Raw genomic sequence first — 21709 nt, 5'->3', positions numbered from 1 at the left:
TCGCGCGGTCCAAGACGACCGGTCGCTTCCCGCGTCGACTGTCCAACATCAGTGCAGAAAGTGGCCGAAATCGGCCCTGAGGGCCTGGAACGCCCGATATTGCACTGATGGTGGACAGGCCCGCCCGGCACCCGTTCGGCAGAGCCCGCACGCTCGCCCGCCCGCCCGCTCGACGCGAAAAGGCGGGCCGCGCGATGTGCGCGACCCGCCTCCTGCGAGTGCCGGCCCCGGCGCCCGGATCGCAGGGACCTGGATACCGGGAGCTCGGGATGCTGGCCGTTACGCCTGCAGGCTGCCTCCGTTGGTGCGGATGACCTCGGCGTACCAGTCGAACGACTTCTTCTTGTAGCGCTCGAGCGTGCCGGAGCCGTCGTCGTTGCGGTCGACGTAGATGAAGCCGTACCGCTTGCTCAGCTGCGCCGTGCTCGCCGAGACGAGGTCGATGCAGCCCCACGTCGTGTAGCCGAGCAGCTCGACGCCGTCAGCGATCGCTTCGCCTGCCTGCACGAGGTGGTCGTTGAGGTAGGAGATGCGGTAGCCGTCATCGACGGTCTTCACGCCGTCGATCTCGACGAGCTGGTCCTTCGCCCCGAGCCCGTTCTCGACGATGAACAGCGGCTTCTGCCACCGCTCCCAGAACTGGTTCATGACGATGCGCAGGCCGGTCGGGTCGATCGCCCAGCCCCACTCGCTCTTCTCCAGCGTCGGGTTCGGCACGCCGCCCATGATGTTGCCTTCACCGGCGCCGGCAGCGGGGTCCGCGGTCTCGGCGATGCTCATGTAGTAGCTGAACGAGATGAAGTCGACCGTGTTCTTCAGGATCTCGCGGTCCTCATCCGTGATGTTGAGGTCGATGCCCTTCTCCTTGAGGAGGCGCAGCGCGAAGCCCGGGTACTCGCCGCGCACGTGCACGTCGCCGAACATGAGGTTCGAGTGGTCCACTTCCATGACCTTGAGCGCATCGGCGGGGCTCGGCGTGAGCGGGTAGACGGGCATGGCGATGAGCATGCAGCCGACCTGCGCATTCGGGGCGACCTCGTGCGCGATCTTCGTCGCGAGCGCCGAGGCGACGAGCTCGTGGTGGATGGCCTGGTAGAGGTCCTGCTCGCTGAGCTGGTCCTTCGGAGTGAGGATGCCACCGCTCAGGAGCGGGGCGTGCAGCACCGAGTTGATCTCGTTGAACGTGAGCCAGTACTTCACTCGCGAGCCGTAGCGCTCGAACAGCACTCGGGCGTAGCGCTCGTAGAAGCCGATGAGCTCGCGGCTCACCCAGCCGTCGTACTGCTGCGCGAGGTGCAGCGGCGTCTCGTAGTGCGAGATCGTGACGAGCGGCTCGATGCCGTGCTTCTCCAGCTCGTCGAGCACGCGGTCGTAGAACGCGAGGCCCTCCTCGTTGGGCTCCAGCTCGTCGCCCTTCGGGAAGATGCGGCTCCACGCGATCGAGAAGCGGAACGTCTTGAACCCCATCTCGGCGAAGAGCGCGATGTCCTCCGCGTAGCGGTTGTAGAAGTCGATGCCGACGTGCTTGAGGTTGTCGTCGGTCGGCCCCTCGGTCGGCGGCGCCATGATGCCCTTCGGCATGACGTCCTGGATGGAAAGGCCCTTGCCCCCGTCGAGGTAGCCGCCCTCGAGCTGGTTGGCTGCGGTCGCGCCACCCCAGAGGAATCCGTCTGGGAAGTTCGTTGTCGTCATTCGCGTGTCTCCTTCGTTCTGCGATGCGTTGGTGCGTGAAGTCGTGCGGTGGGGATGCGGCTACTTGGCGAGCGCCACGGTCTCGACCGACTTGGCCAGGTACAGCGGCTCTCCGTGCGAGATGGGGCCGGTCACCTGGCTCGTGATCTCCGGGTACAGCTCTGAATTCGTGATGATGACGGGCGTCGTGACGTCGTATCCCGCCGCCTTGACGGCGTCGACGTCGAACTCGATGAGCAGCTCGCCAGCCTTCACGGCCTGGCCGGACTCGACCTTCATCGTGAAGTGCTGGCCGTTCAGCTTCACCGTGTCGACACCGATGTGGATGAGCACCTCGGCACCGTCCGCGTGGCGCAGGCCCACCGCGTGGCCCGTCGGGAAGGCGGCTGCCACGACACCGTCGAACGGTGCGTAGACGGCGCCGGAGCTGGGGATGACCGCCGCGCCCTTGCCGAGCACACCGCCGGCGAAGACGGGGTCGGAGACCTCGGACAGCGCAACCGCTGTGCCGTCGAGGGGGCTGCGGATCTCGAGGTCGTTGCTTGCGGCCTTGGCCGGAGCTTCCTCTTCCACCGGGTCCTTGAAGCCGAGGATGACGGTGAGGAGGAACGACACCACGATCGCCGCGACCAGGCCGAGGCCGAGGAAGACCATGTTGCCGTTGCCGAAGAGCGCAGGCAGCGCCAGCCCGGAGGGAACGACGAAGGCGGTGGAGAAGACGCCGCCCATGGCGATGATCGCCCCGCCGAGTGCGCCACCGATGACGCCGAAGATGAAGGGGCGCTTGAGGGGCAGGTTGATGCCGTAGATCGCGGGCTCGGTGATGCCGGCGAGGAAGCCGGACAGCGTGGCGGGTGCGGCGAGCGACTTGAGCTTCTTGTCTCGGGTGCGGACCCACACGCCGGCGACGGCCGCGGACTGCGCGAGGACGGCAGCGAACACCGGGCCGATGAGCAGGATCTGACCTGTTGCCTGGAACTCGAGCGTGAACAGCGGCACGAAGCCCCAGTGGAGTCCGAAGATGACGAAGACCTGCCACAGACCACCCATGATCGCGCCGCCGAGCCACGGGACGTTCGCGAAGATCCAGCCGATGCCCTCGCCGAGCCATCCGCTGAGGAGCGCGGAGATCGGGCCGACGACGACGAAGACGAGGGGCACCGCGATCAGAACCACGATCATGGGCGTCAGGAAGCGGCGGACCGAGGAGTGCAGCTTCGCGTAGAGGAACTTCTCCGCGTAGCTCTGCAGCCACACGATGAGGATGATCGGGATGACGCTGGAGACGTAGCTGACCATCGTGAACGGGATCCCGAAGAACGTCAGCCCCTCGGCTCCGACCAGCGGAGTGATCGTCGGATAGACCAGCGCGCCGGCGATCGCGAACGAGGTCCACTCGGAGGCCTTGAAGTAGCGCGCCGCCGTGATCGCGAGCGCCATCGGCAGGAAGTTGATGAACGCGTCGGAGAGCGCGTTGAGGACGAGGTACGTCGACGTGTCCGTGGCGATCCAGCCGAAGGTCGCCGCGGCGGACAGGAATGCCTTCAGCAGACCGGTGCCGGCGAGCGCCCACAGCAGTGGGGTGAACAGCGCCGCGATCATCGAGATGAAGCGGTTGAAGAGGTTCTTCTTCGGCTCGTCGGGATCGACCGTCGCCGTCTGCGTGCCCGCGACGAGGTTCGAGATCTTCCCGAGCTCGGCGTACACCTCCGGGACCTCGTTGCCGATGACAACCTGGTACTGGCCGCCGGCCTCGGCCGTCGTGATGACGCCCGGGATGGCCTTGACCGCGGCCTTGTCGATCTTCGCGTCATCCCTGATCGCGAAGCGCAGTCGGGTCATGCAGTGCACGACCGACTTGACGTTCTCTTCGCCGCCGACGCCCTTGAGCACATCCGCTGCAACTCTTGAGTGATCCATGGGACCGCTCTCCTTCTCCCGCCATCGGCGGCAATTCGGTCTGGAGCCCCTGGCCCGAACCGGCCGATTTTGGGCAACAAAAAAACCTGAACTCGAACACCGCCATTTCGGCGATATGAGTTCAGGTTTTGCCCGCTTGACCGGTAACAATCCAAGGATTCCGCAGGACTTCATTGCCCTGCGGCAGTCACTCTAGCATCGGCTCCACGTCTGTGCCATAGGCAATGTGCTGCGCGAGCCGTTCGATGTGGACCGTCACGTACAGGAGCTCCTCGTCGGTCAGCTCGACCCCCGTCGCCTCCCGGACGTACCCCTTCACCTGCTCGGCGATCGCGAACGAGCGCGGGTAGGTGCGCTTCGTGAAGTCGAAGAACGACGAGTCCGTGGAGCGGAGCATGCTGCGCGACACGAGCCGCTGCAGGAGGAACTGGATGTGCAGCACGAAGCGCGCGTAGTCGTGGCTGTCGACGTCGAGGTCGACGCCGAGGCCCGCCTCGACGGTCACGACCACGTGCTGGACGCGGCGGAAGAGCAGGGCGGAGGTGCCGTCGGGCTCGTCGCGCGTCGAGTTCAGCACGTGCATCGTGAGGAACACGGCCTCCTCCGGCGGGAGCTCCCGCCCGAGGGCCGAGGAGATGACCTTCGCCATGTGCTTCGACGCGGCGAACTCCTGCGGGTGCAGCACGCGCAGCTCCGGCATCGACGTCGCCGGAATGCGGATGCCCCGATCGAGCCGCTCGAGCACGTACTGGATGTGGTCGATGACCGCGAGGGGAAGCCGCTTGCCGAGGTCGCGCCCCAGCATCCGCTCTGCCTCGTCGACCGCGCTCATGACCGCCTCGACCACGGGGTACGGCACGGCGCTCAGCAGCTGCAGGGCCTGGTCGCCCTCGCTGCCCGTCGCGAGTACGAACGTCTTCTCCACCCTCGACGGGTCGATGAGGTCACCCGGCTTCAACTGGAAGCCGAGACCGCGCCCCATCAGCACACGCTCCTGCCCGGCCCCATCGATCTGGATCACAACGTTGTTGTTGATGACCTTCGAGATGCCAGGAGTCGGGGAGCTTTCTGCCTTCGAGGAGCTCCTCCTGCGGGATTCGCCCATGATGGGCATTGTATTGCGCCAGGCTCGACGGCAAGCGCGGGCAGCGAACCGGCTGGGCTGTGCATGCAGGTGGACGCAAGCGCATGCACGTTGATCCAGATGGATGCACGAAACCCCGGCTCCGAGCTGGGCTCGTACCGGGGCTTCATCTTGGTGTTCTCTGCAGAGCGGAGACGAGGGGATTTGAACCCCTGGTCCCCTCAAAGGGGACTCCACCTTAGCAGGGTGGTGCACTCGGCCGGACTATGCGACGTCTCCAAGACTCACCTATCGTAGCGGGTCACGGCGCAACTTCCGAACCGAGCGCGCGATTTCGCAGGACCAACCCCACGGATGGGTCGAATTCGCCCCGTCCTCGCCCGCGACACGGGGTGAAACCGCCCCATTCGGGCAGCGGAGGGGGGCGGGCGGGAGCGCGGGTGCGCGGGTGCGCGGGTGCGCGGCACGGGCGCGGGCTAGCCGAAGAGGGTCGTCGGGTTCGAGCAGGACTCCTGGTCGGCGGCCTGGCCCGCGAAGGTGGGCGCGGGGGTCGCGACGGGGGCGTTCGGGTCGACGGGCGCATCCGTCGCCGCGTCCTCGCCGGTCGTGCCATCGCCGGCGGTCCCGTCGTCGGCGACCGCGCCTTCATCGCCCGGCGCGCCCGCCACGGACAGCGGCTGGTCTGCCGCCAGCAGGTCCCACATGGCCGTCGCATCCGGCTCCAGCGGGATGACCCGCGAGCCGTCGTAGTCGCCCGTCGGCAGCTGCACGAACGAGATCTTCGACAGGTCGACCTTGTTGAGCGCCGAAGCCATGCCCATGAGGGTCGGCACATCCGCGAGCGACTTCGTCATCTTCATGTTCTGCGTCGCCGCGACCCCGAGCCCGTACAGTTTCGTCGGGTTCGCGAGCGTGCCAGCGCTCTTCACCTCGCGGATGAGGGAGGAGAGGAACACCTGCTGGTTCGCGATGCGCTGCAGGTCGCTGCCGCCCACGCCGTGGCGGGTGCGGAGGAACTTCAGCGCATCCTCGCCCTGCAGCGAGTAGTTGCCCGGCTGCAGGTACAAGCCGACGTAGTCGTCGCTGATCTCGTTCGCCACGCACACGTCGACGCCGCCGACGGCGTTCGACATCTCGATGACCCCGAGGAACTGCACCATCGCGGCGTACGGGATGTCGAGGCCGCTCATCGACTCGACGGTCTCGACGACGCAGCCCATGCCGCCCTCGCCGAGGATGCTGTTCATGGGGACCTCGTAGCGCTCCTCCATCTGCACCCCCTCGTCGTTGGTGCACGCCGGCTGGTCGACCATCGTGTCGCGAGGGATGCTGACGACGGAGGCATGTGTGCGGTCCGCCGACACGTGCAGCAGCATGTTCACGTCGTTGAGCACCCCGGAGGCCGCCTCGTCGCCTTCCCCGTACTCGGCGCCCTGACCCGTGCGGTCGTCGCTGCCGACGAGGAGGATGTTGAAGCCGCCCTCGATCTCGTCGAACGCGACGGGGGGCTCATCTCCACCCGGGTCCGGCAGCAGCTGCAGATTGCCGCCGAGGTTCGCCGCCGCGATCCCGCCGATCGCGAGCGTGCTCACGAGCGCCGCGGAGAGCGCGACGAGCAGCCCCTTGCCGAGCGAGCGAGCGGCGGAGGTGACGGGCAGTCGGCCATGCTGGGCGACCCCACCCCGCGCATCCGGGTGCAGGATGCCATCGTCACCGGCACGGTCGAAGCGCTGAGCGCTGCTTCCCCGTCGTCGAGAAGTCGTCACAGGTGCGGGCCTCCCCCGGAGCGTACGTCGAGTTCGTCAGCATAGAGCGCGCGAACATGGATCTCCTGACCCCGCGCAGGACGCCAGCAGACACGGTTGGTCAGGAAGCGTCGATGATCAGAACAGCGACGAGCTCGCGTTGGAGCATGACTCCTCGTCGGCGCGCTGGCCCGCCAGCGTGGGCTGCGGCGCGGCGCTCGTCGGCGGTGTCTCGACCGGCAGACCCGTGGCGGGGTCGACGGGGATACCCGTTGCCGGGTCGATGGGGAAGCCCGTCGTCGGGTCGATCTCCCAGCCCGTGGCCGGGTCGATGGAGACCGTCGCGCTCGGGTCGGCCGGCGTCTCGGTGGCCTCTGGCGCGCCCGCGACCTCCAGCGACTGGTCGGTGCGCAGCAGCTCCCACATCGCGGAGGCGTCCGGTTCGAGTGGCTGCACTCGCGCCGAGTCGTACGCCGCGGTCGGCAGCTGCACGAAGGTGATCTTGTCGAGGGGCACCTGCGAGAGCGCCATCGCCATGCTGACGAGCGTGTTCGGGTCGGTCAGCGAGCTCGACATGGTCATGTTCTGCGTCGCCGCGACGCCCAGGCCGTACAGCTTGACGGGGTTCGTGAGCGTTCCCGCGCTCTTCACCTCGCGGATGAGCGCCGACAGGAACACCTGCTGGTTCGCGATGCGGGTCAGGTCGCTGCCGTCACCCACGCCGTGGCGGGTGCGGAGGAACTTCAGCGCATCCTCGCCCTGGAGCGTGTAGTCGCCCGGCTGCAAGTACAGGCCGACGTAGTCGTCGCTGATCTCGTTCGCCACGCAGACGTCGACGCCGCCGACGGCGTTCGACATCTCGATGACGCCGCGGAACTTCACCATCGCCGCGTACGGGATCTCGATGCCGCTCATCGCCTCGACCGTCGACACGACGCAGTTCATGCCGCCTTCGCCGAGGATGCTGTTCATGGGGACCTCGAAGGACTCCTCCATGGCGACACCCTGGTCGTTGGTGCAGGCAGGCTGGTTCACGATCGTGTCGCGGGGGATGCTGACGACGGAGGCGCTCGAGCGGTCCTCCGCGATGTGCAGCAGCATGTTCACGTCGTTGAGCACGCCGTCCGCGTCGGCTTCGCCTTCGCCGAACTCCGCGCCCTGACCCGTGCGGTCGTCACTGCCGACGAGCAGCACGTTGATGCCGCCCTCGATCTCGGCGAAGCTCGCCGGCTCCTCCGAGCCGGACGGGTCGGCGATGTCGAAGGTCGTGACCTTCGACTGCAGGTTGATCCACGCGAGCGCGCCGACGACCATGACGCTGACGAGCGCGACGCAGAGGGCGATCGTCCCGGTCTTGACGACCGAGTTCGTGGGCGTCGTCACGTGCTGCTTGCCGTGCCGCGCGGAGGTCGACTTCGGGGTCTCCTCCCGCACGCCCTTGCCCGGAACGTAGCCGCGCCGAGCGCGGGATGGTCCGGGATGCGTCACAGGCGGTGTTCCTCACGTCAGGGGATTGGTGGCGGAGGGCGTGGGATTCGAACCCACGAGACATTGCTGCCCACTGGTTTTCAAGACCAGCTCCATCGGCCGCTCGGACAGCCCTCCAGAAGCGCTCAGACAACGATTCAGTATCGTTTTCGAGCTCTCCGCGTGTCCATGGTAACCGAAAGTGAAATATCTGGTTACCCGGACGTTCGACGCAGACTCACGGACGCTGCCGCGAGTACTGACGCGCCGGCTTCCCTGACAGAGCCAGCAAGGACAGGATATCCAGAGCGGTGAACGCGAGGGTAGTGCTGAACCTGATTTCCTCGTCCCCAGCCCACCAGCCGCCGAACTGCAGGCCTATCGAGCCGGCCGCGTACAGCAGCAGCGTGATGCGCGCCCAGTTCACGCCACGCAGCACGAGGATGCCGAGCAGCAGCGTCGAGGAGACGACGATCCCGCCCACGACCATGCTGGCGATCCAGGCCGGCTCCGCGAGGGCCGTCGCGTCCGTCCCGGAGAGCTCGGCATCCGTCAGCACCTCGCGCATGCCGTCCGGCCCGATGAGCGCGAGCACGCCGAAGAAGAGCAGAGCGAGCAGCGCGCGACCGAAGACGACGATCGCGCCGAACGTGATGGTGATGGGGCGCCCATGCCGGCGCACCTCCTCGGCGACCGAGCTCTCGACGGGGCTCGAGGTGCTCATGGCCTCGAAGGCGGCGCGCTTCTGCGTCGAGCGCGCCGAGGGCGCTGGGAGAGTCGGGAGAGTCGGGTCGCGGGGAGCGGATTCGAGGCGATCTGCGGGAGCACCGCTGGCCGAGGGCAGCAGCACGGGCTCGGGGACGGTCAGCGGCGCATCGGAGGCGCTCGGCAGCTGCAGCACCGGCAGGTTGCCGTCGGTGCGGATCGAGTCGCCGCCGCCGTTGCGCGAGTGGTAGCCCGTCGAGAAGTCCTTGAGCACCGCGACGGACGCCCGAGGCGTGCCCTCGAGCACTGTGGCGACGATGTGGTCGCGCTCGATATCGGTGTCGGCGTCGATCTTGTGCGTCACCTGCAGCGTGAAGAGCGAGAAGCCGACAGCACGGTCGAAGGTGCCGGCCGCGAGCCAGTCGACCCTGGTGCCGCCGGGCAGCAGCCAGCCGTCCGGGCACTTCCAGAAGCGCACGTGGTGCCGCTTCGCCGGGTTGCCCGCGACCTCCTGCTGGTACGCGAAGTCCTGCTGCCGGCCGAAGAGGAACAGCGGGCTGACCGGCGCCTCGTGGTAGCTGCGACGGGTGACCGTCGAGGAGATGATGCCGAGGCTCGTGCGCAGCGAGATGTCGTCAGCGCGCGTCCAGCCAGCGGCGCGCATCGCATCGTGCAGCTCGGTCTCGTGGCCGAGCAGCCCCAGGTTGATGGGGTCGCCGAGCAGGCCGTCGCTGGTCCGCGCCCTGCCGATGAAGTAGTCGGGCACGTACACGGTCGTCAGGATGCGGTGGATGCGCGGCAGGACGAGGTACGCGAGCAGGCCCCAGAAGGCGAGCAGCAGGAGGATCCCCCACCAGCCGACCTGGAACGAGTCGTCGGCGACAAGCACCGCGAGCCAGATCGCGGCGAGTCCCGCGAAGACGAAGAAGAACCCGTCGAGCGCTTGGCCGATGGCGGCGAGCGGGCGCCTCCGCGGCACGTCGACGGTCATGCCGTCGCCTAGCTGAGCCTGCTCAGTGCCACGCTGAGGCCGTCGTGCGCGAAGTCCGGCGCGAGCACCGTGCCAGCGTCGATGACCTCCTGCGGGGCGTCGCCCATGGCGATGGCCGTGCCGCCGTTCGACGCCCACTGCAGCATCTCGATGTCGTTGCGCCCGTCACCGGCGACGACGACCCGATTCATCGGGATGCCCAGCTCGCGACGGACCCGTTCGAGCGCCGTCCCCTTGTTGACGCCCTCCGGCGCGATGTCGAGCCACGCGGTCCACCCGACGGAGTAGCTGACCTCGTGCAGGCCGAGACGCTCGATGACCGCCGTGAACTCCTCGATCGAATGGTCCGGGGAGATGACGACAAGTCGTGTCGCCTCGGCGTTGAGGAGCCCCTCGAAGGGAACCTCCTCGCCGCGTGCCTCGAAGCTCCCATCGGGGAAGTGGCCGCTGTACTTGAACACACCCTGCGGGTCCTCGACCGCGAACATCGCGTTCTCCAGCGCTCCCCGCAGGCTGACGAGCACTTCGGTTGGGTCGAACGTCTCGATCCAGCGCGTCGCATACCCGCCCTGCGCGACCGCGTCGCGCTCGAGCGTCATGGCACCGTTCGCGGACACGTGGAACTGCGAGTCGAGACCGAGCCGCTCGGCGATGGGTCGTGTGTCCGCCCAGCTGCGACCGGTGGCGAGCATGACCTCGTGGCCCGCGGCCTGCAGCCGCCGGACCTGCTCGAAGGTCGCGTCCGGGATCGCACCGTCGATGCCGAGGATCGTGCCGTCGATGTCGAGCGCGACGAGCATCCGCCCGCCCGCAGCGCCCTGCTCTGGCAGGTTCGCCGCGCTCACCTGACGGGCTCCATGACCTCGAGGCCGCCGAGGTAGGGGCGCAGCGGCTCGGGGATGACCACCGACCCGTCGGCGCGCTGGTGCGTCTCGAGCAGAGCCACGAGCCATCGCGTCGTCGCGAGCGTTCCGTTGAGGGTCGCAGCCGGCGCGGTCTTGCCCGTGTCGGTGCGATACCTCGTCGACAGGCGACGGGCCTGGTAGGTCGTGCAGTTCGAGGTCGAGGTGAGCTCGCGGTACGCATCCTGCGTCGGAACCCACGCCTCGACGTCGAACTTGCGAGCCGCCGAGGAGCCGAGGTCTCCCGCGGCTGTGTCGATGACGCGGTAGCTCAGGCCGAGCGACTGCAGCACCTCCTCCTGCCAGCCGAGGAGCCGCTCGTGCTCCGCCTCCGCGTCCTCCGGCTTCGCATAGACGAACATCTCGAGCTTGTTGAACTGGTGCACGCGGATGATGCCGCGCGTGTCCTTGCCGTGCGAACCGGCCTCGCGGCGGTAGCAGGTCGACCAGCCGGCGTAGCGCAGCGGCGCCGCCTCGATGTCGATGATCTCGTCGGAGTGGTAGCCCGCGAGCGCCACCTCGCTGGTGCCCGTCAGGTAGAGGTCGTCGTCCTGCAGGTGGTACACCTCATCGGCGTGCTCGCCGAGGAAGCCAGTGCCTCGCATGATCTCGGGCTTCACGAGCGTCGGCGTCGTGAGCATCACGAAGCCGTTGCGGATCGCGACGTCGAGCGCATACGTCATGAGGGCCAGCTCGAGGCGGGCGCCGATGCCGCGGAGGAAGTAGAACCGAGCACCGGAGACCTTCGCCCCCCGCTGCATGTCGATTGCCCCGAGCAGCTCCCCCAGCTCGAGGTGATCGCGCGGCTCGAACTCGAACGCTGGGCGCTCGCCCACCGTCTTGAGCACCTCGAAGTTCTCCTCGCCACCCGCCGGCACGCCCTCGATGACGACGTTCTGGATGCGCCCGACGGCCTCATCCGCGGCCGCGCTCGCCTCGTTCGCCGCCTGGCTCGCCGCCTTGACGCTCGCCGCCAGGTCCTTCACCGAGGCGAGGATCGCCGGCTTCTCCTCCTTGCTGGCCTTCGCGACCAGCTTGGAGGCGGCGTTCTGCTCGGCGCGCAGCCGCTCGAACTCGGAGATCGCCGACCTGCGAGCAGCGTCAGCCTCGAGGGCCGCATCGACCGTCGAGGGGTCGTTGCCGCGCGAGATCTGGGAGCGCTTGAGGAGGTCGGGCTGGTCACGGAGAAGCTGGGCGTCGATCACGGTCCAAGCCTAGTCGTCGAGGGTGCCGCGAGCCCAGGAGCGCGTTCGCCGCAGACACACACCGCCACTGACTTAGGCTCACTGCATGCCGCATACCGCCCGACAGGGTTCAGACAAGCTCGCCGCCATCGTCGTCAACCCAGTGAAGGTCGATACAGAGGCCCTCCGCGCAGCCGCGGCCGAGAGCTCGGAACGGTACGGCTGGCCGGAGCCCCTGTGGTTCGAGACGACCGCGGATGACCCCGGAGCCGGGCAGACGAAGGAAGCCATCGAAGCCGGCGCGACGATGGTCATCGCCGCCGGAGGCGATGGAACCGTTCGACTCGTCGCCGAGACCCTGGCGGGCACCGACGTCGCTCTCGGCGTGGTCCCGGGCGGAACCGGCAACCTCCTCGCGCGCAACATCGGCATCGAGGTCGCGGGAGGCGTGACCGACACGGTGTCCGAGATGGTGCAGAACGCATCCACCCTCCTGCCTGGCGCGAAGCCCTCGACGCTCCCCATGACCACGCTCGCCCGCGCGGTCGAAGTCGCCTTCGGCGGGGTGGATGCGCGCATCGACGTCGGCTGGGCCGCCGTCGAGCGCGAAGACAAGACCCGCGAGCGCATGGCCTTCACCGTCATGGGCGGCGTCGGCGTCGACGCTGGAATGATCGCGAACACCTCGGAGGACCTCAAGAAGAAGGTCGGCTGGGTCGCGTACCTCGGCGGCATCGCCCGCTCCGTCGCCAACGGACCGAACTTCCACCTGCGCCTCCGCGTCGACGGCAAGACGCATGCGCGGTCGCTCCGGGCCGCCACCGTCATGGTCGGCAACTGCGGGCTCATGCCGGGCGGGCTCCACCTGCTGCCCGACGCTGAGATCGACGACGGCAGGCTCGACCTCGCGATCATGCGCCCCAACGGCCTGATCGGCTGGCTGCAGATCTACGGTCGCCTCGTCGTACAGTCCGGCATCATGCGGCGCACCGATGTCGGCAGGCGCATCCTCCTCGAGGGCCGCAAGCACGTGCGCGCCCTCACCTACGCGCAGGTCGAGGAGGTCACCTTCCGCCTCGACTCCGGCCCGGAGGAGTTCGAGGTCGACGGGGATGCGGCGGGGCAGATCACCGCTGCGCGCATCTGGATCGAGCCTGCCAGCCTCACGGTGCGCACCCCGAAGCCCATGCCCGAGAACGAGGGGCTGCGCACCCTCGCGCGTCGCCTCGGCATCACCGGACCGGAGAACAGCCCGAGCCGCCCGTCGCTCTAGGGGCGACACGCCCGAAGCCCGCATCGACGGGGGTCGACCGCGCATTTCGCTGCTCACTTGTCTTGCGGAACGGCCCGTTTCGCTTGACCCCGGCCCTCTCGGGGCAGAGAATGCTACTTATAACTCTGTAGACTCATGAGTAGCGGCATTCCATCATTTGGGGCATGGTCGGTGAACTCCAGCGAAGCGTGGGCAAGAACATCCGTCGAATCCGCCTCTCGCGCGGTATCAGCCAGGAGGCACTCGGCGACGTCGTGGGGTTGCACCGCACCTACATCGGATCCGTCGAGCGCGGCGAGCGCAACATCACGCTGCAGACACTCGAGGGCATGGCGGAGCTCCTCGGCGTGCCACCGATGGAACTCCTCGCCGACGAAGCCGACGCTGGACCGACGGCCCCGCCAGCCGTCTAGCTCCGCGGCTCAGGCTCCGGGTCTGCTCGACGCCAATCCGCTGACTCGCGAACACCTGGAGCGACCGATGAAGCACCCCACCGGCACCACCCCCTGCCCCACCTGGTGCGTCTCGCTGCACCTCGACGGCGAGACGCTGCACTACGGCGAGAGTCTCGCCATCGAGCTCCTGCAGCGACCGACCTCCGCGGAGCTTCGCTTCCGCCCCGAGGTGCCAGCCACCCCGACGACGCTCGAGCTGGTCACGCACCGGGAGGCGGGAGAATCGGAGACCTGGGTGGCGCTCCTGCGCGACGGGGCAGCCGTCCTCGACCTCACCGCGGCCAGCGCCGCACAGCTCGGCAGCACCCTGCAGTCGCTCGCCGAGGACACCAGCGCCTAGTTCGTGTCGACGCCGCCGTCGCTCCCCGCAGCGTTCTCCGCATCCTCGTCCTCGGCGTGCCCACGCCGACGCATCCAGACGACGAAGGCGATCAGGAGCACGACGATGAGCGCCGAGAGCACCGAGATCGTGACGATGGCCGCCTGAGGAACAGACTGCTCGGTCGCCGCCTGAGCTGTCGCGATCACGGCGGCGTGCGCCGTCGCTGGCTCCCAGGAGACGAGCACGGCGGCGAGGGCCGCTGCGACGAGCAAGCACGCGGTGCGCAGCAGACGCCTCGGACGCAGAGTGGTGGTCGACATGGCTGTCTCTCCTCCAGACACGAGAATGCACGCGACCCCAGGCCGGGGCGTGCACCCAAGTCTCTCAGAGGCGACCGCTCAGGACCTTGGACCCTGCGGCGAGGGGCCCGGCGCCGGGGCGGGCGCGAAACGTCGGTGGTCGCCTCTACGGTGTCCGGACAGACCGAGTACGCCACACGCGACGACTCTCCCGGCTGTGCCGGACCGGGAGCGCGATCGTCGCACGCAAGCAGGGAGACCCCACGCATGAGCACGACATCCGGCACGCAGCGATGCCCAGAATGGTGCGTCGCGCTGCACCTCGACGCCGACGAGACCCTGCACTACAGCCTCAGCCGCGAGGTGTCGGTCGTATCGCGGAGGCCGGCCCGCGAATCCCCCGACGAACGACAGCATGCCTTCGCGGTCGACCAGCTCGTGCTCGTGCAGCACCAGGAAGCCCACGAGCGCGTCCCGTGGCTGGCGCTCCTCCTCCACGACGGGCCTGTCCTCGACATCACCGTCGACAGCGCACGACGCCTCGCGACGAGCCTGCTCGAGAGCTGCGGTCCCGAACCCGGCTCGTGCTAGCCGCGCAGAGAGTGCAGCCAGTCGACCGCTTCCCCGAAGTGCTCATCTCCCCACTTGGGGTCGACGACGACCGGCTTCCGGTCGGCACGCGGATACGAGCCGAGGAAGATGACGTGCGGGCTGAACCGGCGAAGCCCGAGCAGCGCATCCGCGACCCTCGCATCGTCGATGTGGCCGTCGAGGTCGAGCACGAAGCGATAGGAGCCGATGCGGTCGGGCAGCGGACGCGAGGTGATCATCGACAGGTTCACGCCGCGGGTCGCGAACTGCTCCAGCATGACCATGAGCGATCCAGGGAACTCCTCAGGCAGCTCCACGATGAGGCTCGTCTTGTCGGCGCCCGTCCTGGCCGGCAGCTCGCGGCTCAGGCTGACGAGCGCGAATCTCGTACGCGCCATCTTGTTGTCCTGGATGTTCTCCGAGAGCACCGAGACGTCGAAGCGGTCCTCGACCCCCCGCGGCGCGATAGCGGCGTCGATGTCGCCTCGCTCGTCGAAGAGCGCATTGACGCTGGCGATGTTCGAGTTCGCGGTGACGTGCTCGTGGCCCGGGACGTGGGCGTGCAGCCACCTGCGGCACTGCCCGTACGCCACCGGGTGCGCCGAGACCGTGCGGACATCCTCGAGACGGGTTCCGGGGCGCACCACGAGGCTGAAGGAGATGGAGACCTCGTACTCCCCCGCGATCCGGAGCCCCGGAATCGTGGCAAGCGCATCCTGTGACGCCGTGACCCCACCCTCGATGCTGTTCTCGATCGCGATCATCGCCGCGACGCTGCGCCCCGTCGTCACGTCGGCGAGCGCCTCGCCGACGTTGCTCACCGGCCGCCAGATCTGCCCTCGGGCCGCCTCGACCTGGCCGAGCGCGGCCTCCGTGAAGGTGCCCGCCGGCCCGAGGTAGGAGTACGTCTCTCGCTCATCTGGCACGGCACTGGCTTCGGTCATGGAGATCAGCCTATGCCGATGCTCGACTTCCTCCCCACGAGACACCTCGCGGTGCCAGACTGTGGACATGCACGATCGCGCTGGCAGCCTCGCCCTTGAATCCGACCTCATCGATCTCGACGCACTCATCGCTGCGTACGCCGAGAAGATCCCCGACCCCGCCGTCTCGACGCAACGCGTCGCGTTCGGCACGAGCGGGCACCGTGGCTCGAGCCTCACCTCGTCCTTCAACGAGACCCACATCCTCGCCATCACGCAGGCCATCGTCGAATACCGCCAGGCGCAGGGCATCACGGGTCCGCTCTTCATCGGCCGCGACACGCACGGGCTCAGCGAGCCGGCCGAGCGCAGCGCCCTCGAGGTGCTCGTCGGCAACGGCGTCACCGTGCTCGCCGACCTCGACGACGAGTGGGTGCCGACCCCGGCCCTGTCCCACGCGATCATCCGCTACAACGCAGACCCGGCCAACACCGAGCAGGCCGACGGCATCGTCGTCACGCCGAGCCACAACCCTCCCCAGGACGGCGGCTTCAAGTACAACCCCCCGCACGGCGGGCCGGCTGACAGCGACGCGACCGGCTGGATCGCGAACCGAGCGAACGAGCTCATCGAAGCGGGCCTCGACGGCGTGAAGCGCGGCACTCCGGATACGAGCAACGTGGGCCGCCACGACTTCAAGGGCGACTATGTGCGCGACCTGAAGAACATCATCGACGTCGACGCCATCAAGCGCGAGGGCGTGCGCATCGGCGCAGACCCCCTCGGCGGCGCCAGCGTGCGCTACTGGCAGGCCATCGCCGACGAGTACGACCTCGACCTCACCGTCGTGAACCCGGACGTGGATGCGCGCTGGCCGTTCATGACGCTCGACTGGGACGGCAAGATCCGCATGGACCCGTCGTCGCAGTCCGCGATGGCCTCCGTGCTCGCGCGCCGCCACGACTACGACATCCTGACCGGGAACGACGCCGACGCGGACCGCCACGGCATCGTCACCCCGGACGCGGGCCTCATGAACCCCAACCACTACCTGGCCGTGGCCATCGACTACCTGTGCGCGCACCGCCCCGAATGGTCGGTGACGGCAGGCATCGGAAAGACGCTCGTATCGAGCACCATGATCGACTTCGTCGCCGCCTCGCTCGGCCGCACGCTCGTCGAGGTGCCCGTCGGATTCAAGTGGTTCGTGCCCGGCCTCATCGACGGCTCCATCGTGTTCGGCGGCGAGGAGTCCGCAGGGGCCTCGTTCCTCCGCAAGGACGGCACCGTCTGGACCACAGACAAGGACGGCATCCTGCTCGCCCTCCTGGCGGCCGAGATCATCGCCGTCACAGGAAAGACCCCCTCGCAGCGCTACGAGGAGCTCGTCGAGGAGTTCGGCCGCCCCGCCTATGAGCGCGTCGATGCCCCGGCCACGCCTGCGCAGAAGGCCGTGCTCGGCAAGCTCGACGGCGACGCGATCTCCGCAGTGGAGGTCGCTGGCGACCCCATCACGGCGCGCCTCAGCCACGCCCCAGGCAACGGTGCTGCGATCGGCGGCGTGAAGGTCACGACCGCGAATGCGTGGTTCGCGGCCCGCCCATCCGGCACCGAGGACGTGTACAAGATCTACGCCGAATCGTTCAAGGGTCCAGAGCACCTGAAGCTCGTGCAGGCGGAGGCCAAGGCGATCGTCGACGCGGCGCTGGGCTCCTAGCCGCGCGTCCCGCCACGAAGAACGCTGCCTGCGTCTCACACCCCCGGTCAAGCTCGGGAGGTGGGAGACGCAGGCAGCGTTCTTCGTTGTGCCGGGTGAGGCGCTACTGGCCTGCGGCGGGGGTCGGGTTGGTCGCGCTGAGGCGTCCGGCCTGACCGACTCCAGCCGAGTACTCGACGCTGACGATGTCTCCCGACGCGTTGAAGCAGGTCACGCCGGTCTCGAACGTGATCTCGCACACGAACTCGCCGAGCACCACGGGTGAGTTGTAGGGCTGCACGACGGCGCCCTCGGTCGGGATGTCCGCCGTGAGGCAGGGGAAGGTGTAGCCGTTCGAGTCGAGACCGACCACGACGCCCGTCGCTCCCGCCTGGCAGGCCTGTTCCGGGACCGGGAAGTCCACCGTGTACTGCTGGCAGGTGACGCCCGTCTCCGGGGTGATCTGGCAGCGGATGTTGCCGGTCTCGCTCGTGAACGTGACCGGGGCGAAGTTGGTGTCGGCAACCGCGGCGGGGCCAGCGGGTGTCGTCGGGTCCTCGGTCGCTGGCTGTTCCGCCGCAGTCTCGCTCGCAGTCGGGTCGCCGCCCGCCACCGGGTCGTCACGGTTCGCGCCGACGACGTTGCCGATCATGATGGCAGACAGGATCAGCAGGATCGAGCCGACCACGGAGAGCGCGATGACGCCGAGACGGCGACGGTTGCGGTTGTCGAGGCCGCGGACCGCCGCGCCCATGCGACCGCCGCCACCCCCATTGCCGCCGCCGAGGGCCGCGCCGACTCGGTCGAACGGGTTGCGCTCGGAGGGCTCGAGGTCGGGTCCGTCGCCGACCGGTCCGGCGGACGTGGGTGCTTGCGACCTCGGCGGGGCTCCCGCGGGCGCGGCAGACGCCTTGGCGGCCCGAGCTGGCCGGCGAGGCGCGCGGGGTCCAGCGGATGCCGGTGTCGACGGCTGCTCGCTCGCGTCGTCTTCGTCGAACCAGCTCGAGAGGAGTTCCTTGGCCGGGTCCTGCTCGCGCTGGCCGTCGTCGGACCGCGGCGGTCGGGCCGTGTCCCGCGCGGGGGACGCCGATGCGGCGCTGGCGGCTGCTCCGCCGACACTCGCAGCCGCGGCGTCGGCGGCTGCCCGCCGATCGCGGTCGTCGACAGGAGCCTGGTCGAACCCAGGGTTCGCGCCCTGTCGCGGCAGGGCGCGAGTCGCCGGTTCGACGTCTGGCGCGTTCCCGACGACGGGTGGCTGAGGCGCCCGGGGCGGTTGTGGGGCCGATGGCGCCGGCGGGGTCTGCGCGGCTGGCGCGGCTGGCGCGGCTGGCGCACCGAAGAGGTCAGCCGCGTCCTGGCGCTCGGACTCTTGGGCCCCTCCGAAGCTCTCCCGGGTTCGAGAGGGCAGCGGAACGATGCCGGTCTGCTCGAAGTCGCGGGAGACGATGGGACGATCCGAGTCGTCGAGGACGCTGCCGTCGCTGCGTTCTCCGGCGAGGAGCTCGTCGAAGGCGCTGCTCGCCGCGGGCGCCGCACGCGGCGGCTCCCCGGGCACGACTGCGGGCCCGCTCGGGAAGACAGGGGCGGCGGATGCACCACGGAAGGGGTCGCCGGTCGCCGGCATCGGCGGTGGGGAGGGGACCACCCTCGGCGTGGGGGCAGCCGGCGGGTCGGCGCGGAAGGACGGGATCTTGGGACTGCTCGCGGGAGCCTGTGGCGCGGCCGTCGTGGCCTCGCTCGGCTCCGCGTTCGCTGCTGCCGTGGCGTCGTCGGCACGCACCGGTGGGCGGCCGAACTGCGGCGCTGCGCTTGTCGGCGCTGCGGCAGCGGGGGCAGCGGGGGCCGCGGGCTCGGCAGGGGCCTCGGGTTCGGCGGGCGCGGCAGGCGCCGAGGCCGCGGGAGCCGGGTCGCCAGTGCCCTCGAGGTCGGAGAACCAGCTCGGGACCTGACCTCGGGCGTCGTCGTCAGTGCGAGAGGAAGCCCCGCTCGGGCCAGCGGCCCGCGTCGGCGTGCTCATGGGGAGCACGTCGAACTCCGTGGTCGGCGGCTCGAATGCGAACGCATCGCGAACCGGACCCGTCGCGCCCGGCGCAGCTGGGGCATCCGCTGCGGCCGGCGTCGATGCGGGCGCCGGCTCTTCGACGGGAGGCTCGACCGCAGGGGGAACGGCTGGCTTCCGCGGAGCCGCGGGGGTCGGAGGAACGAAGGGCTCCGCGGCGACCGGGTTCGGGGCGACGATGTCACGCTCGCCCGTCGCACGCAGGTCGGGGTTGAACCGGCGGCGCGAGCGGAGGTACGACTGCGGCTCTGGGGCAGCCGACTCGGCATCGTCGGCCTCGTCGTCGTCAGCCTCCGGCGCGCTCGGCGACGCGGCCTTCGGCCGGTACCGTGCAAAGAAGTCATCGCCGTCGCTTGACGGTGGGGTCACCTGCTCCGCGTCTTCGCGAGCACGACCCACCACCTCGGAAGGCGGAGTGGGCGCGGAGGCATTCCAGCGGAACCCGCCAGCACCGATATCCGCCGGACGGCGAGGCGCCGCGTTGCTGCCTTCGCCCTCAGTGGCGCGAGGACGCGCGACCGTCAGCTTGGTACCGCACTCGGCGCAGAATCTCTGTCCGACCTGCGCTTCGGCACCACACGTGGGGCACGTTGCCATCTCGACCTCCTGGTCTTGGAGTGCTTCTGCTTTCAAAGCTCTGGCAGAACTCTACCGAGCATCGTCTTCTCAGTAGCCCGGTGCCGCGGGAGCGGCAAGGAATTCCTCGTACGTCGTCGCGCCGGCCGCCTGCATCGCGGCCGAGGTCTCTGTGCCCACGTAGCGGTAGTGCCAGGGCTCGAACTCGTATCCGGTGGTCGCCGTGGCGCCGTCGGGGAAGCGCAGGATGAACCCGAACCGGTGCGCGTTGGCAGCGAGCCACTGCCCCCCGGCGGTCGTCGAGAAGCACTGCTCGAGGACGCAGCCCTCTCCCTGTGAGGAGATGTCGGCGGCGAGCCCCGTCTGGTGCTCGCTGTAACCGGGCCGAGCCGAGGTGAGGTCGGCGGCTTCCTGCCCCAACTCGGCGACGTAGCCGTTGTACAGCTCCGTCTGCAGCCCGTAGTCGCGGTACCCGCTGGTCATGTCGAGAGTGAGGCCGGCTTCGGCGCTGGCCGCCGCGAACATGGTCTGCACGGCGGTTGCCGCCTCCGAGCGGAGCGAGTGGCCGTTGGCGGAGGGGACGCCGATGTCGGACATCGCGACGAGGTCACCCGGCGCGTAGTCGGCTGGTGCGAGCGGAGTCTGCTTGTTGACGAGCACCGTGATGCTGTTGGGGTCCGTGATGTCCAGGGCTGCCGCAGGGGGCTGCGTCTCCGTCGGGGTGGGGTCTGCCGTCGGGGTGGGCTCCGGCGTCGGCGTCGCGGTTGCCGTGGCAGAGGGGGTCGCAGGCGGTGTCGTGGACGCGATCGTCGGCACGTTCGCATCCCCGTTCGATGCCGCGGTGACGGCCCAGTAGATGAAGCCACCGCCGAGCAGGACGACCACGGCGAGCGCCGCGGCGGCGATCTTCCTGTTGCGGCGAACCCGCGCCGAGACTCCCCGCTTGGTGCGCTCCGTCCGCTCAGCGCGCTCCGCACGACGCCCCTGGTCGTCGGGTGCTTGGCCCTGCTGCTCCTCAGTCACCGGTCAACCCTCGCACAGCCTGGCGCACGCGCCCCAGGGGCTGGCCGAGTGGCGCGGATACAGGGCACGGCCTCGCCGCGAGCGGCGCACGGGCCCGACACAGCCGACGTCGAGGTGGCTGTTCGCGGCACGGCGTACCCTCTGGCCATGTCAAACACCGTCCAGCACCAGCAGGAACGCTCGCGCTTCGCCCTCAACGACGGCGACGGCAAGGAACTCGGCTACCTGAGCTACGTCACGACGGCCGATGCGATCGTCATCGACCACACCGTCGTCGACCCCGCCTATCAGGGGCAGGGTCTCGCCGCCGTCCTGACGGATGCGGCGCTCACGACCCTCGGCGAGCAGTCGGCCCTCACGATCGTGCCGCAATGCCCGTACGTCGCCTCGTTCATCCGCAAGAACCCCGAGTTCCAGGCCCTCACCACTCGCTGACCTCGGCGCGTCGTGGCCGCGCGCGCCGCAGCCGCCCCGCATCGGCCGGGCACACAGCAGCGCCCCGCGCCTACGCGCCCACGCCCGCTCCTGCCCAGCCCGCGCTTGCCACGCCTGCTCCTCTACTCCGCAGAAGTCAGCCAGATGCACCCTCCCGCACCGGGCAACCTGCATCTGGCTCACTCTTCCCCTCACCCCACACGCCGCCCAGTATCGGCCGGGCACACAGCAGCGCCCCGCGCCTACGCGCCCACGCCCGCTCCTGCCCAGCCCGCGCTTGCCACGCCTGCTCCTCTACTCCGCAGAAGTCAGCCAGATGCACCCTCCCGCCCCCGGGCAACCTGCATCTGGCTCACTTCTTCGGACA

Annotated in this window: 18 protein-coding genes and 2 tRNA genes; 6 read left to right on the top strand and 14 right to left on the bottom strand. The window is 69.1% G+C overall.

From position 1 onward, the window contains the following. Positions 1-279: 279 nt before the first annotated feature. From C5E10_RS16950 to serS, 10 genes are all read right to left on the bottom strand, one after another. Positions 280-1692: a glycoside hydrolase family 1 protein gene (locus tag C5E10_RS16950; RefSeq protein ID WP_104332635.1), complete on the bottom strand. Its 1413-nt coding sequence runs from the start codon at positions 1690-1692 to the stop codon at positions 280-282. A 60-nt stretch (positions 1693-1752) separates the two neighbouring features. Next, positions 1753-3612 carry a beta-glucoside-specific PTS transporter subunit IIABC gene (locus C5E10_RS16945; RefSeq protein WP_104332634.1) on the bottom strand — a complete coding sequence of 620 codons (1860 nt, stop codon included), beginning with the start codon at positions 3610-3612 and terminating at the stop codon, positions 1753-1755. A 187-nt stretch (positions 3613-3799) separates the two neighbouring features. Continuing rightward, positions 3800-4717, bottom strand: coding sequence for a PRD domain-containing protein (locus C5E10_RS16940; protein WP_104301341.1), 918 nt, complete (start codon positions 4715-4717; stop codon positions 3800-3802). A 168-nt stretch (positions 4718-4885) separates the two neighbouring features. Next, positions 4886-4975: transfer RNA gene (locus C5E10_RS16935), tRNA-Ser, on the bottom strand. A 197-nt stretch (positions 4976-5172) separates the two neighbouring features. Continuing rightward, positions 5173-6462: an LCP family protein gene (locus C5E10_RS16930; protein ID WP_104332633.1), complete on the bottom strand. Its 1290-nt coding sequence runs from the start codon at positions 6460-6462 to the stop codon at positions 5173-5175. A 117-nt stretch (positions 6463-6579) separates the two neighbouring features. Continuing rightward, entirely contained in the window at positions 6580-7929 is a 1350-nt protein-coding gene (locus tag C5E10_RS16925) for an LCP family protein (RefSeq protein WP_104332632.1), read from the bottom strand. A 29-nt stretch (positions 7930-7958) separates the two neighbouring features. After that, positions 7959-8046, bottom strand: a tRNA-Ser gene (locus tag C5E10_RS16920). A 100-nt stretch (positions 8047-8146) separates the two neighbouring features. After that, positions 8147-9604, bottom strand: a complete 1458-nt coding sequence (locus C5E10_RS16915; protein ID WP_104332631.1) for an LssY C-terminal domain-containing protein — start codon at positions 9602-9604, stop codon at positions 8147-8149. 8 nt (positions 9605-9612) lie between these two features. Continuing rightward, entirely contained in the window at positions 9613-10449 is an 837-nt protein-coding gene (locus tag C5E10_RS16910; RefSeq protein ID WP_258071191.1) for an HAD family hydrolase, read from the bottom strand. Next, a complete protein-coding gene (gene serS / locus C5E10_RS16905; protein ID WP_104332630.1) occupies positions 10446-11711 on the bottom strand; it encodes a serine--tRNA ligase in 1266 nt (421 codons plus the stop codon). Before serS ends, C5E10_RS16910 begins: the two co-directional genes overlap by 4 nt. A gap of 85 nt (positions 11712-11796) precedes the next feature. Here serS and C5E10_RS16900 point away from each other — a divergent pair, with 85 nt between their 5' ends. The 3 genes from C5E10_RS16900 (at position 11797) to C5E10_RS16890 (ending at position 13758) form a co-directional block, all read left to right on the top strand. Next, positions 11797-12963, top strand: a complete 1167-nt coding sequence (locus C5E10_RS16900; RefSeq protein ID WP_104332629.1) for a diacylglycerol kinase family protein — start codon at positions 11797-11799, stop codon at positions 12961-12963. A gap of 164 nt (positions 12964-13127) precedes the next feature. Continuing rightward, complete coding sequence (locus C5E10_RS16895; RefSeq protein ID WP_104332628.1) at positions 13128-13376, top strand: helix-turn-helix domain-containing protein; 249 nt, start codon at positions 13128-13130, stop codon at positions 13374-13376. 67 nt (positions 13377-13443) lie between these two features. Continuing rightward, positions 13444-13758 (top strand): DUF6907 domain-containing protein, encoded by a 315-nt coding sequence (locus C5E10_RS16890; protein WP_104332627.1) that lies wholly within the window; start codon positions 13444-13446, stop codon positions 13756-13758. Here C5E10_RS16890 and C5E10_RS16885 read toward each other — a convergent pair. Next, complete coding sequence (locus tag C5E10_RS16885) at positions 13755-14060, bottom strand: hypothetical protein (RefSeq protein ID WP_104332626.1); 306 nt, start codon at positions 14058-14060, stop codon at positions 13755-13757. The two genes, C5E10_RS16890 and C5E10_RS16885, sit on opposite strands and share 4 nt — an antisense overlap. A gap of 246 nt (positions 14061-14306) precedes the next feature. On the opposite strand from C5E10_RS16885, the gene C5E10_RS16880 reads away from it, so the two are divergent. Then, positions 14307-14630: a DUF6907 domain-containing protein gene (locus tag C5E10_RS16880; protein ID WP_104332625.1), complete on the top strand. Its 324-nt coding sequence runs from the start codon at positions 14307-14309 to the stop codon at positions 14628-14630. On the opposite strand, the gene pheA is transcribed toward C5E10_RS16880, so the two are convergent. Continuing rightward, the gene (gene pheA, locus C5E10_RS16875) at positions 14627-15574 is read right to left on the bottom strand and encodes a prephenate dehydratase (protein WP_104332624.1); all 948 of its coding nucleotides are present in this window, start codon (positions 15572-15574) and stop codon (positions 14627-14629) included. The two genes, C5E10_RS16880 and pheA, sit on opposite strands and share 4 nt — an antisense overlap. 67 nt (positions 15575-15641) lie before the next feature. On the opposite strand from pheA, the gene pgm reads away from it, so the two are divergent. Continuing rightward, on the top strand, positions 15642-17270 hold the full coding sequence (pgm, locus tag C5E10_RS16870; protein ID WP_104332646.1) for a phosphoglucomutase (alpha-D-glucose-1,6-bisphosphate-dependent): 1629 nt from the start codon (positions 15642-15644) through the stop codon (positions 17268-17270). Positions 17271-17373: 103 nt separating this feature from the next. Here pgm and C5E10_RS16865 read toward each other — a convergent pair whose 3' ends face one another. After that, a complete protein-coding gene (locus C5E10_RS16865) occupies positions 17374-19677 on the bottom strand; it encodes a hypothetical protein (protein WP_258071190.1) in 2304 nt (767 codons plus the stop codon). A 297-nt stretch (positions 19678-19974) separates the two neighbouring features. Further along, entirely contained in the window at positions 19975-20907 is a 933-nt protein-coding gene (locus C5E10_RS18965; protein ID WP_146080321.1) for a M15 family metallopeptidase, read from the bottom strand. A 147-nt stretch (positions 20908-21054) separates the two neighbouring features. On the opposite strand from C5E10_RS18965, the gene C5E10_RS16850 reads away from it, so the two are divergent. Then, positions 21055-21342, top strand: coding sequence for a GNAT family N-acetyltransferase (locus C5E10_RS16850; protein WP_104332620.1), 288 nt, complete (start codon positions 21055-21057; stop codon positions 21340-21342). Positions 21343-21709: the final 367 nt, after the last annotated feature.

The sequence above is a fragment of the Pseudoclavibacter sp. RFBG4 genome, assembly GCF_002931515.1.
Lineage (GTDB): Bacteria > Actinomycetota > Actinomycetes > Actinomycetales > Microbacteriaceae > Pseudoclavibacter.
This window is presented reverse-complemented; position numbering and strand designations above follow the sequence as displayed.

What these genes read in the sequence shown, in the direction of transcription:
- C5E10_RS16950 (WP_104332635.1), bottom strand. Translation starts at nt 1,692, where the DNA reads ATGACGACAACGAACTTCCCAGACGGATTCCTCTGGGGTGGCGCGACC.
- C5E10_RS16945 (WP_104332634.1), bottom strand. Translation starts at nt 3,612, where the DNA reads ATGGATCACTCAAGAGTTGCAGCGGATGTGCTCAAGGGCGTCGGCGGC.
- C5E10_RS16940 (WP_104301341.1), bottom strand. Translation starts at nt 4,717, where the DNA reads ATGGGCGAATCCCGCAGGAGGAGCTCCTCGAAGGCAGAAAGCTCCCCG.
- C5E10_RS16915 (WP_104332631.1), bottom strand. Translation starts at nt 9,604, where the DNA reads ATGACCGTCGACGTGCCGCGGAGGCGCCCGCTCGCCGCCATCGGCCAA.
- C5E10_RS16900 (WP_104332629.1), top strand. Translation starts at nt 11,797, where the DNA reads ATGCCGCATACCGCCCGACAGGGTTCAGACAAGCTCGCCGCCATCGTC.
- C5E10_RS16895 (WP_104332628.1), top strand. Translation starts at nt 13,128, where the DNA reads ATGGTCGGTGAACTCCAGCGAAGCGTGGGCAAGAACATCCGTCGAATC.
- C5E10_RS16890 (WP_104332627.1), top strand. Translation starts at nt 13,444, where the DNA reads ATGAAGCACCCCACCGGCACCACCCCCTGCCCCACCTGGTGCGTCTCG.
- C5E10_RS16885 (WP_104332626.1), bottom strand. Translation starts at nt 14,060, where the DNA reads ATGTCGACCACCACTCTGCGTCCGAGGCGTCTGCTGCGCACCGCGTGC.
- C5E10_RS16880 (WP_104332625.1), top strand. Translation starts at nt 14,307, where the DNA reads ATGAGCACGACATCCGGCACGCAGCGATGCCCAGAATGGTGCGTCGCG.
- pheA (WP_104332624.1), bottom strand. Translation starts at nt 15,574, where the DNA reads ATGACCGAAGCCAGTGCCGTGCCAGATGAGCGAGAGACGTACTCCTAC.
- pgm (WP_104332646.1), top strand. Translation starts at nt 15,642, where the DNA reads ATGCACGATCGCGCTGGCAGCCTCGCCCTTGAATCCGACCTCATCGAT.
- C5E10_RS16850 (WP_104332620.1), top strand. Translation starts at nt 21,055, where the DNA reads ATGTCAAACACCGTCCAGCACCAGCAGGAACGCTCGCGCTTCGCCCTC.